9 protein-coding genes and 2 pseudogenes are annotated in these 12,300 nt (G+C 33.6%); 2 read left to right on the top strand and 9 right to left on the bottom strand.

Annotated features, from left to right (window positions below; genetic code table 11):
* Nucleotides 1-14: 14 nt before the first annotated feature.
* From PQF83_RS05705 to PQF83_RS05695, 3 genes and pseudogenes are all read right to left on the bottom strand, one after another.
* Nucleotides 15-284: pseudogene (locus tag PQF83_RS05705) on the bottom strand (hypothetical protein); the annotation flags it as partial.
* A gap of 415 nt (nt 285-699) precedes the next feature.
* Nucleotides 700-2,031, bottom strand: coding sequence for an erythromycin esterase family protein (locus tag PQF83_RS05700; protein WP_000728409.1), 1,332 nt, complete (start codon nt 2,029-2,031; stop codon nt 700-702).
* Nucleotides 2,032-2,184: 153 nt separating this feature from the next.
* The gene (locus PQF83_RS05695; protein ID WP_000857777.1) at nt 2,185-3,342 is read right to left on the bottom strand and encodes a serine hydrolase domain-containing protein; all 1,158 of its coding nucleotides are present in this window, start codon (nt 3,340-3,342) and stop codon (nt 2,185-2,187) included.
* A 641-nt stretch (nt 3,343-3,983) separates the two neighbouring features.
* Between PQF83_RS05695 and PQF83_RS05690 the strand changes: the two genes are divergently transcribed.
* Both PQF83_RS05690 and PQF83_RS05685 read left to right on the top strand, forming a co-directional pair.
* The gene (locus tag PQF83_RS05690; protein ID WP_000902499.1) at nt 3,984-4,886 is read left to right on the top strand and encodes an ABC transporter permease subunit; all 903 of its coding nucleotides are present in this window, start codon (nt 3,984-3,986) and stop codon (nt 4,884-4,886) included.
* Nucleotides 4,883-5,902, top strand: coding sequence for an ABC transporter permease (locus PQF83_RS05685; protein ID WP_000836563.1), 1,020 nt, complete (start codon nt 4,883-4,885; stop codon nt 5,900-5,902). The genes PQF83_RS05690 and PQF83_RS05685 overlap by 4 nt, the downstream gene beginning before the upstream one ends.
* A 150-nt stretch (nt 5,903-6,052) precedes the next feature.
* Here PQF83_RS05685 and adhP read toward each other — a convergent pair whose 3' ends face one another.
* The 6 genes and pseudogenes from adhP to PQF83_RS05655 all read right to left on the bottom strand — a co-directional run bounded on the left by adhP (nt 6,053) and on the right by PQF83_RS05655 (nt 12,121).
* Nucleotides 6,053-7,090, bottom strand: coding sequence for an alcohol dehydrogenase AdhP (gene adhP / locus PQF83_RS05680; protein WP_000649106.1), 1,038 nt, complete (start codon nt 7,088-7,090; stop codon nt 6,053-6,055).
* Between the two features lie 417 nt (nt 7,091-7,507).
* Nucleotides 7,508-8,361 (bottom strand): annotated as a pseudogene (locus tag PQF83_RS05675) (MurR/RpiR family transcriptional regulator).
* 198 nt (nt 8,362-8,559) lie between these two features.
* A complete protein-coding gene (locus PQF83_RS05670; RefSeq protein ID WP_000694640.1) occupies nt 8,560-9,204 on the bottom strand; it encodes a response regulator in 645 nt (214 codons plus the stop codon).
* Between the two features lie 14 nt (nt 9,205-9,218).
* Nucleotides 9,219-10,316 (bottom strand): sensor histidine kinase, encoded by a 1,098-nt coding sequence (locus PQF83_RS05665; protein ID WP_130777026.1) that lies wholly within the window; start codon nt 10,314-10,316, stop codon nt 9,219-9,221.
* 177 nt (nt 10,317-10,493) lie between these two features.
* Entirely contained in the window at nt 10,494-11,387 is an 894-nt protein-coding gene (locus PQF83_RS05660) for a mechanosensitive ion channel family protein (protein ID WP_000055418.1), read from the bottom strand.
* Between the two features lie 296 nt (nt 11,388-11,683).
* Entirely contained in the window at nt 11,684-12,121 is a 438-nt protein-coding gene (locus PQF83_RS05655) for an Hsp20/alpha crystallin family protein (protein WP_001245061.1), read from the bottom strand.
* Between the last annotated feature and the right edge of the window lie 179 nt (nt 12,122-12,300).

Genomic DNA, 12,300 nt, shown 5'->3' with positions numbered 1-12,300 from the left:
TCAAAAATCATCCTCTATTTTTTCACAACTTCATGCCCACCGAACTGATTACGTAATGCTGAAACTACTTTTCCATGGAATGTATCATCTTCCTGAGAACGATAGCGCATAAATAATGACATAGCGATAACTGGTGCTGCAGCTTGCAGTTCAAGTTCCGTTTCAACAGTCCATTTTCCTTCTCCTGAAGAGTTCATTACACCTTTAATGCCATCTAGTTTCGGACCTTCTGCAAATGATTTTTCAGTTAAGTCCATTAACCAACCACGGATAACGGATCCGTTCGGTAAAGTTACATAATATCCGTTTCGAAACAAATTCTTTTTCTAGTTTTTGAGTAACTTGTTATTTAGCTTAATAGGTATGTGGTTTGTTGTACAAACTCAACATTTTTAGTAAGATTTCGTAAGGTGTTAGGGGACAAAAAGTTTTAAATTTCATGAGCAAATTGTAGTAATAGATTAGATCAAAAAACGCCATCCTTTCCTATGATTCTATAGAAAGAATAGCGTTTTTTTCATTTTAGGTAGAATTTTATTTTGTTAACTTGATGATACTGTGCTTCTATCCCACATCGTCTCTAATTTGAAAACATTTATTCCATTTAATAATCCTTTAATGAAAATAACCTAACTGACATATTCAAACAACTCTATTGACACTTAACACTACACTTCATTAAGGTACATTATTCTAAATTTATTGATGTAGTTGAGATGGACTCACTTTTTGAATTTGAACAAGTATATCAAACGCTTTACCTAATGATATATCAACTGTTTTTGGTATATCAGGCCCTTCGGTAGTTACTCCAGCGAAAATTGGATGTTGTTCGTTCAACCAAGTTTTTGTCACACCGTTTGCCTTACGTAAATCAATAAAAAATTGATCTTTTTTAACTTGTCCAAAGATGTAGTTATAACTGTTTGGATCATCCGATTTTAATATTCCATTTGGGCCAAATTCACCATCGCTATTCTTAACATTGTATTGTCCTTCATAAACTGATGTTCCAATAGATACGTACCGTTTTCCGTAATACTCTGCTAAATACTGCCCAGCTACTTTAGGGTATACAAAAGGAAGCATATTTGTTTTCGAAACGTGGCCATTATGCCCCCATACAATAGTTTTTCCTAAATGTTCTTCAGTCCACTTTGCATTTTCATACATTGCGATATCATGTTTCAAATATAAATCAGATGGTTTATCAGGAGGTGACGTTAACATTGTAGTAAACTGTTCAATAATACGAGCATTTTGTTTTATCCATGCGAACTCTTTAGATTTCCCATTTAAATAACTTTTATTTTCCTCTAATAAAGCACTAATTTGTTTAGCATCTGAAATATACTTTTCTTTTTCTTCTTTCGTAAGGCTTTCAAAAGTATTCATATCCTTTGTTACAGGAATAAGACCTTTTATCTTCTCTTCTATCCTCGGCACAAGTTTTGAATTGGTTCTTTTAACATATTCTATTATATTATTATAAACATTCTCGTTTACTGATTGAATGTCCATCCCGATGATACGCACTTTAGATTTATGTTTTGGATTAGCATTATATTGCCGAATCCAATCAAGTAAATCTAACATTTCTTTCGTCTTAAATACAGGTGATAGATGCTGGCTTGGATTTCCCTTACCAGTAAGAACATATCGATCAAGTTCTAAAGCTCTGTCCCACCCCTCTTCTAAAACTAGGTTGGTAAAACCCTTTTCAGATACTAAATAATTTACAATACGGTTTTTCATCGTAAAAACTTCATGAGCCCCATGTGTAGCTTCACCTAAACCTACAATTGAAGCTGAACCCACCATATTCTTAAATGGTTTTAAATCATTAAAAGGTGTATTTGGATTTGTTGTTTTTAAAGGCTTCGCGTGCATTTCTAACCATTCCGCTATTTGATTTTTATTGTAGGGAGCTGTAACAGAAACTCCTGTTTTAGAGTCTGCATAAGTACTTCCTACAAAATTAGTCAGTATTATAGCAGAAACACCAAGTGCAGTAATCATTTTCTTTTTCATAAAACCCTCCTGAAATATTTACTTAAAACGATAGCGTTCTTTTATACTTAATTACGATTATTAAATTTTTTTAGAGCAAGTTGTTTTTTGCACCAAAATGATATATTTTAAACTATAAACCTATGACAAAACTTATCCATTTCGCCTTTTTGCCTACTTCCTAAATTCAGCAAGTAAAATACTTTTAAAAGGATCAGGATTACTAAAGTTAAAGCTGTTCAAATTGACGGCCAATGTATGCTTGCCTCCAAGTGTTCCACCAACAAAAGTGGAAAACCCTAGAACGCTACCTCTGTGTCCCCATACCGAGACACCGTTCGGAAGCTTAAATTCAACGATTCCAAGACCATATCCCGCTCCTTCTCTATCTGTAGGAACTGTAGTAAGCATTTGTTTTAGTTGCTGTTCCTTCAGTAATTTACCACTAAGTAAGTAAGAGAAGAATTTATTTAAATCGTCAGCAGTAGAAATTATATCTCCATCCGAGCTACCTGGGTTCATATATGTAACGTCTTTTAGCTCACTTGCTCCGTCTAGTTGGAAATAGCCACGGGCATGCTTAGTGCCTGGAATCACGCTTGAATTACCAGGTAGGAATGTATTTGACAAATCAAGCGGTTCAATAATCCGATTTTCAACCTCTTCCGCATAGCTGTTGCCAGTTACTTTTTCAATAAGGATCCCCAGTAATACGTATCCTGTGTTTGAATAAGACCAACCCTTTCCCGGGGCAAAGTCTGGGGGAAGAGAAATCCCCATCTTTACAAATTCTTCAGCCGTATACGATTTTTTTATATCCGTAATATCGAAGTCTTTTGAATTTATATAGTCAGCAATACCACTTGTATGATTCAATATTTGCCGGATTGTAATCTGGTTACCATCATATCCGTTTCCTTGAATGACACCAGGCAACCATTTTTCAATGGAGTCATCTAGATTCAAACGGTTCTCTCCAGATAATTGCAGTAGCACTGTTGCAATGAACGTTTTCGTCACACTGCCAATACGAAAGCGAAAATCTGCTTTCATTGGTTTCTTAGTTCTCACATCTGCTACCCCAGCGGTATAACTCCAAGTTTTACCACCCTTAGAAATTTGAGCGAGTATTCCTGGGTATCCAAGTTGTAGTGCATCTCGCATTGCTTTCTTAACGGAAGTACGATCGCTTTGCGTACTTGTTTGTAAAGAACTAGATACATTTTGCGACGATTCTGCTTTTACAATTGAGGCTGGTGTTATGTATAACAGGGAATTCCCAGCTATTAATAATGCTAGACTTCCACATATAATTTTACTGCGTGTTTTCATAAAGCATTCCTCTCCTCTATTTAAATTGTATTAATGATTGATAGGTCTAACCACACAGCTATCAACTCTCCCCATGATAAGGGTCAACACTGAATTTGCAATCATCTATAGACCAATTATTTCTTCAAACAACTCTCTGACCTAATAAATGATTAATCCCTCTTCTTCAGATATCTGTTAACTTCTATAATTTCTTCTTTTCTTCCATAGCGTTTTATTAATTAATTTGTTTTTATATAAATAGATAGTAACTACTCCCCCTCCCGTTCTTCTCTATATTTTGATCATACACATTGAAAATCTCTTTTTTCTTACTCCTTCCTTACAAATTCCTTACGTTCCAAACCACTTCTATATTTCGGTGGTTTTTGTTTTAAGAAAACTTAGTTCTATTAACTTGGTAACATTGGAATAACACCAAATGCCAATCAATTGAAGTAAAGTAAATGCTTCAAAAATAGGAATATTAGGAATTTCTCTTGATGGACATAGAAATCCGGTCCTCAATATAGAGATTTCCTTATGTAAGTATATTCCGCATTATAATTATAAAACTTAATTAATTTCTTATTTTTCAGAAAAATATAAAAACATCCCAGAATTTATTGTATAATGTTGTAAAAAGATGTCGGAGGGATTTAATGTTACATAAAATATCTCAATTCACAATGAAGCTTTCATCAATTCTTTTATCACTCTTATTATTATTAAATTTACCTTATTTATTTATCACTCAAAATGGATTTACCTTTCAACCAATTTATTTTTTTGACCAGATCGTTACTATGTTAAAACAGGTTTTCTCCCCTGAATCATTGTTGGTTATAGGATCAGACCCCAAGTATGGTCATTTAAAAACAACACCATTATTTCCAACTGTTTTAGAGCCTTATCTATATTCATTTACTATTTTATTTTTAGCCTTTTTGCTTGCGCTCTTTTTTTCATCTAGCATGGCATTTTTTTATTTTTTAGCAAAAGATTATATAAAAAAATGGATAAACCGAATTGTGTTCATATTAGAAGCTGTCCCTGATATGATGATGATGATTTGTTTGCAAATATTTTTCATATGGGTACTTAGAAAATTCGGGGAAGCTCCTTTCACCATTATTTCTTTTAATGAAAATCGAGCTTATTTACTCCCAATTGTATCTTTAGCAGTCTTACCTACATTACAAATGTTTCGAATGATGGTGTTATACATAAAAGAAGAACATGGAAAAGATTATGTAGAGGTTGCCTATGGAAAAGGCCTTTCATCAAGTTACATACTATGCATTCATTTATTCAAAAATATATCTATCCACTTCTTCCACCATTTAAAAACGATTTTTGTTTTCTTACTTTCTAATTTATTCATTTTAGAATTTGTTTTTAATATGGAAGGCATTATTCAATTCTTATTTAATAAGGCGTTTATTTCACCTCCAGCTGCATTTATCATACTGGTTATGATTATCTTACCGTTTTATACTATTTTTCAAATAATCTCATTCATGATGAATAGATGGCAAAAGCACTTGAAAGGAGTAGCATTATGAAATCTATTTGGAAATCAAAACGCTTTTTAATCGGCTTTACTTATTTATTTATACTTATTTCAGCCAGTTTTATTTATAGTTGGTTCTTTAAAGATAACATCCCAAAACCTCCTCAGTTACTTTACAATGACAATAACGAATTACTTGGAAAGGCCCCCTTTCCGCCATCGTTAATTCCGCCTTTTGGATCTGATCGTTTTGGAGAGTCTGTTTTCTTACAAATTATAGAAGGAGCAAAATTTACTATTTTATTAGCCGTGGCAATTAGCTTCTTTCGAATTTTATGCGGAACATGTATAGGAATTCTCTTAAGTTTATATGCTCCAAAATTCAAGAGATTTTTCCAAGCATGCTCAGAAGTTTTTTATTATATTCCAACTCTATTTATCGCATTCATACTCATCACGCCCGTTAATATTGTAATCACATCAAATGCTGATGGGTTAGATCCAAATATTTCATTTACGTTTTATCAAGTACTCGTACTTATTTTCGTTGCTCTGCCTACACTTTCTTTATATATATCCTCAGAGGTTGATGAATTTATGAAACGAGATTACATTTTAAGTGCACAATTATTAGGTGCTAGCCGTTTTCATATTATGAAAAAACACTTACGAGTCTTATTACTTGACCGCTTATTTGTATTATTTATGGAACATATCGTCCAAACACTCATACTCGTTATCCATTTAGCGTTGCTTAACATTGTAATTGGTGGGATACAAATGCGTGAACTGTATGACGGAGTGCTCAAACCTGTTTCTCTATCTAATGATTGGGCAGGCCTTATTGGCTTAAATCGTAATGAAATGAATCTTTCATGGTGGATCATTTTTTATACTCTCGCTTCATTCTTTATTACGATTCTATTTATTAAGCTTATGACACTCGGGATTCAAGATGCACTGAAAGCAAGAGATTCGCAAACTGTAGCAATTCAAACCGTTCCTGATCATAAAAAATTTGTTAAACATAAAGATTCTTTTTCTTTTGCAAATAAAGTGAACCTTTAATCCTGTCTCATTAATCAAGTATGGATTGGCATTGATATTAGTAGAATATAAAAAAGATGATCCCTATTGCATACAGGGATCATCTTTTTATGCAGTCTAACTTTTTTACATGTACTTTGTTAGACTCATATTTTTTATATTTAATGTGAATTATTTGCAATCACAATTATGCTGTTTAAAATCGATTACCATACGTCCTTGAATTCGACCTTGTTCCATTTCTTCGAATACACTTTGTACTTTATCTAGAGAACAAGTTTGAACAACAGGCACTACTTTTCCTTCTGCACCGAATATAAATGCCTCTTCTAGATCCTTACGAGTACCGACTAGAGAGCCAACCACTTCAATTCCATCTAGTACAAGTCGCGGAATGTTTAAATCCATCGTTTCTACTGGTAAACCTACTGCAACGACTTTACCACAAGCACGTACTGCATCAACTGCAGAGTTGAATGCTACTTTTGAAACAGCTGTTACTACAGCAGCATAAGCACCACCAAACTCATCTTGAACAATGTTATCAGCAGGACCTTGAGAAATTGGATTGATTGTCATATCAGCTCCAACCTCTTTTGCTAAGGCTAATTTATCGTCATTAATATCTACTGCAATTACCTTTGCACCAAATACGTTTTTAGCATATTGAATAGCTAGGTTACCTAATCCACCACAACCATAGATGACGATAGGTTGGCCAGGTTTAATATTGGATACTTTTATAGCTTTATATGTAGTTACACCCGCACATGTGATTGATGATGCTTGAGCTGGATCTAATCCTTCTGGTACTTTCACCGCATAATCAGCTGTCACAATACATTGTTCAGCCATACCACCATCTACTGAATAACCAGCATTCTTAACTTCACGGCAAAATGTTTCCCTACCTGTTACGCAATATTCACAACGTCCACAAGATTGGAACATCCATGCAATACTTACACGGTCTCCCACCTTTAGTGAAGTAACATCATCAGCGATTTTCGTCACAATACCTATACCCTCATGACCAAGAATACGGCCATCTGTGTTTCCAAAATCATGATTTGCAACGTGTAAATCAGTATGACAAACTCCACAATACTCTACATCTACTAGCGCTTCACCTGAGTGTAACGGACGTAATTCTTTTTCAATAATTTCAATGTTTGCTTTACTATTTTTATTAACTACTACTGCTTTCATATGTGATCTCCCCTTTAGTGTTTTAGAATTTTTCATGAGTTCATCTCACAACTTCTGTCTTCACTAGTTTGGCTAATCATTGTGCCAAGTTTAAATGTTCAATCATCATTACATGTTCATCATAACATGACACTTCAAAAACAAATTGTGAAATTATGAACAATGTTTGAATTGTTGTATAAATCGTTTTATATTTTTTTAAATGAGAGTCATCACTGGCTATAAGTAAGTCTCATATTTCTACAAGAAAATAAATAAACAAACTATTCACTAATAAAAAAGGGGCTGTCTCATAAGTCTCTTTCGAAGTAAGATCACATGAAATTGAAAAGGCAGAAACGTTATAAAATCAACATTTCTGCCTTTCACTTTTTATACGATTTTGGCTAAAAAGCACCTTTTGAGACAGCCTCTTTTTTATATTCGTTTCATCGAAATTGTTTCACGAATACTTTGTAGATTTTGCAACGTTTCTTCTTGGCGTTGTAACGATAACCCAACGTACAAAGTATCTAATAAACTTAACTGCGCTAATCTTGATGAACTTGCTTCTGTGCGGAATTCCGTTCCACGTGTTGAAGTGTATAATGTAATATCAGCCAGTTGAATTAATGCCGATTTCTGATAACTCGTAATCGCAATAATTTTAGCTCCTCTTGCTTTCGCTACTTCTAACGCTTCCAGTAACCCTTTATTGCTACCAGAATGAGAAATGCCGATAATAACTGAATTTTTCGAGAGCAAACCAGCTCCTATAATTTGAAAATGCGAATCAGTATGAGCGATACATGAAATACCCGTTCTCATAAATTTATGATATGCATCCATCGTAATAATACCAGAACCACCATTTCTGTAAAACTCGATTCGATTTGCTTCTTACAAAGCTTTTACAGCTTGCTCTAATGCCGTATCATTTAACAAATGCAATGTATCTTGTAGTCCTGTAATATGCGAATGAAAAACTTTTTAGCAACAGTTACCATACTATCTTCTGCTGATACTTCTTCATGAATATTTTGCATCGGTGTATGGACAATTTCACGAGCTAATGTAATCTTTAAATCTTGGAATCCTTGCAAACCGAGGTGTTTACATAAGCGAAATATCGTAGCCTCAGAACTATTCGTAACTTCTGCTCACTCAGTAATAGATCTATGTACAACATCTTGTGGATGTTTTAAAATATGTTCAGCAATACTTCGCAATTCCGGTGATAAACCGTTTAACGAAGCTTGAATCTTTCCAATCCCACTTCTTGTACCAGGCATAGCATATCTTCACCTTCCATCGTAGCTTTATCCCGTAAAAAAACAATTGGTGTGGGTTAATAATCAGTGGGTATAGACCCTCCACGGATTAAAATTTCATTTTATTGTACCTAATTATTGAAAGAAGAAAAACCTTTATTAGACTTAACTATAACATTTTAATTGCTCCTATGTATTCTGTCATACTATGCGAAACATTTATTCATACTTATTATTATTTTCCCCATGTTTCACTGCATACAATGCAGCTTGCGTACGATCATCTACTTCTAATTTAGCTAAAACATTTGAAACATGTGTTTTTACAGTTTGTTCTGTAATATGAAGCACTGCTGCAATTTCTTTATTACTTCGCCCTTTCGCAATTTCACGAAGTACTTCTTGTTCTCTTTTCGTTAACATAGAAAAAGGGTTTTCTTTCTTGACTACTGATCGTCCTAATAGTGCTGGTGTTACTTTCGGATGAAAATTCGTATTTCCTTCATGTACTGCAATAATAGAAGCTACAAGTTGCTCAGGTTGTACTTCTTTTAATTGATAACCATCTGCTCCGGCTTCAAGTGCTGGTAAAACATAATCTTGCTCTGAAAAACTGCTTAATATTAGTATCTTTATCGTTTCATCATATTGTTTTATTTGTTTTGTTGCTTCGATGCCATCCATCTTCGGCATTGATAGATCCATTAATACTACATCTGGCCTTTTTGTTTGGACGAATGTTAACGCATCTTCTCCATTTTCTGCTTCCCCAACAATTTCAAATTCTTCTCTCGTTTTCAAAAAGAATACAAGTCCTCTTCGAACGATATGATGATCCTCAACTAGTAGTAATTTAATTTTCAACCTTCTTCTCCCCTTCAAACTGGCAATTGAATTTCAATTTTCGTACCCTTTTTCAGCTCCGTTTTTATTTGAAATGATCCCCTCATTAACTGAATACGTTCCTTCATACTTTTTAAACCGAGTGCTGACTCTCTTACTTGCTCTTGTATAAATCCTATTCCGTTATCCTCTATGTAAAAATACAACTGGTTATCTTCTATTTTTAAAAGAACATGTACCTTTTCACATGAAGCATGTTTTTTACAATTATGTATCGCTTCTTGACTAATACGCCATAAAACTTCTTCTATTTCATCACCAATTGAAACCATTCCATCAATTCGAACTTCCACGTGAATCCCTAACAACTTTCCGTAATTTTTAATTGCTTCAGCTAACCCTTTCTCTAATCCTTCCGGTCTTAATTGCCAAATCAAAAGTGTCATCTCTTGTAATGCTTCCTGTGATAATTCTCCAATATAGCTCAACATCTCTTGCAAGTCTCTATCTTGCGTCATATTTAGAGTACCTTTTGCGGTTAACATGATAGAAAATAACAATTGTTTTACTGAATCGTGTAAATCACGTGCAAGTCGATTTCGTTCAGCTACTACTACATATTTACGTTCTTTTTCCACTAGCTGAATACGTTGGATTGTCGTCCCTATTTGAAATGCAATTGATTCTAATAATGCTAATTCTTCCTCTGAAAAATGTGTTTTTTGAGGCGCGGCCACATTTAAGAGACCAAACTTCTCCGACCCGGACCTTAATGGAATTGTCGCATGGTGCGTAACATCTTCAGTATCTCCCCAATTACACTCAATCGCATCCTCTATTCGCTTACATTCAATAATATTTGTCGCTTTTTCCAATCTGCCATTTACAAAACGCTCTACACACCAGCAATCTCCTTCACACATCGGCTTCTTCTCTTGCCACGTAAGAGCTGGCGGTAAGTTTTGATCTACAAGCATACGGTGTTTTCCACTTTCATCAATAAAAAAGATCCAGCCTGTTTGTAAATTCATAACTTGTAACAAAGTATGTAACACTTTTTCTAACATGTCTTGTAAATTTGTTGCTTCATTTAATAATTCAGCAATTTCTTTTAATGCCTCTAAACGATGCATCTCTTTTTCTTCAAAGTTCATTTTCATCACCATCTATCATTATAACATTAAGAAATTTCTAAATTCTACAAATTAAAAAGAACTGAATTCCTTCAGCTCTTTTTTATATCAATCATTTTATTATTATTTTTCTATCCAATGTCGAAAGCAGCACTTCCGTTACCAAACTATTCTACTTTAGCTGTCCGATAAAGATTGTCCACCTTGTCTATGCTGTAAACTTTCAGTAGTAACAAGCATATTTGCTGCTGGCATTTGCACTTGATTCTTATGGAACATAGACATTAATTCAAATCTTACTTGTCTAGAAGTTTCAAAATAATCTTCTGGCTTTATTAAACCTGTAATACAAAATTCATATCCAACGTATTTCAGATTCGGGTTTAAATCTGTAACACCTACATATTTAAAAGGTTCAACAGCTTCATCCTCTACTTTATAAAGACTTGGGGCCAACTTTTCATTACAATTCACACAAACTTCCTCTAACAATTCCTTAACTCTTGTCGGATCTTCCTGATAACTTACCGTAATTCGTTCAATTACGCGCATCCAGCCTTTATTAAAATTTTGTATCGTTCTAATCTCTCCGTGTGGTATGGTAAGGAGTTTTCCTGACCATTCACGAATTTGCATAAAACGAATACTAATTTCCTCAATCGTTCCTGAGTTTGTTCCGTTAAAAGTAACAAAATCGCCAACACGAAACTCTTTGTCCGCTAATCTCGCAAAGCCTAATATAACATCTTTCAGCATCTGTTGTGCAGCAAAACCGATAACAACCCCCGCTATCCCTGCACCTGCAATGATACTTTTTATATCTACAAATTGGCTAATTAAATATATGATTAGACTAATGATAATGATATATCTAAAAATAGATCGAATCACACTTTGAATCGTTTGCTCTACCTCTTCATCAAAAAAGCTTGATTTCCTAAAAAACCAATCAATAATGCGGTTTATGACAAATGAAATAATGATTAGGACGAAAGCAAATAGTAAAAATCTTAAAAGTAAAAACTCTCTTACATAATTAAAAAATTCTTCAGTATACGTTAATAAACTCATCTAACCACTTCCTTACTAATTAAAAAATTCATAATCGTCTCAGTTTATTCTAGGAAAATCTATTATCTTCTCTAAAACGTCGCTACCCTTACTATGTATTTTGACTTTATTACTAATTCACTTTAAACAGTATGTCTAGATGTTCTTTTCCTTTCCCTTTAAATATACCCTTTTTAATAACCTAAAGGGAGCTAATCGTGAAATTTTTTAAGCGTTAAAACTTTATTCTACTCATTACGATTTCAACTAATTTATTCATTAACTAGATAAAAAAAGAGCTGAATTTATCAGCTCTTTTATTCGATATTAATTGTTGTTTTACTGTTTTTTTCTTCTTTCAATTTTGGCAATTCAATTGTCAGTACGCCATCTTTATAATTTGCTTTAACATTTTCTTCCTCAACTCGTTGAAAATTAAAGCGTCGAGTTACAGAACCTATAGAACGTTCTTTACGAATATATATGCCATTCTCATTTTTTTCTTCTACTTCATTATGATTAGTTGCTTGAATCGTTAATACATCTTGTTCAAATTCAACTTGAATGTTTTCTTTTTGAAAACCCGGTAAATCTGCTTTTACTGTATATTTATCAGACTGTTCATGAACATCTACTTTAAAAGTATCCATGTTCATCGGTTTAAAGAAAGCATCTGTCATCCCTTCTAATAAAGAAGGCCCAAAATCAAAAATACCATTTTGACGTTTTGTTATCTCTGGAAATAAATTACGCATATTTTTTCCTCCTTATTATTTATGAATGAAAGATTATCTCTTTCTGCCTTTATTATAACATTTGGTCAAAAAAGGTCAAAGATTTTGTTTGACCTTTTTTGATGTATATTTTACCAAATAAAACAAATAAGTTATATGACTTCTCTCCCTCTTATAAAGAGGAAAATATTCACATAACA

The sequence above is a fragment of the Bacillus sp. FF-1 genome, assembly GCF_028548245.1.
Taxonomy (GTDB): domain Bacteria; phylum Bacillota; class Bacilli; order Bacillales; family Bacillaceae_G; genus Bacillus_A; species Bacillus_A paranthracis.
This window is presented reverse-complemented; position numbering and strand designations above follow the sequence as displayed.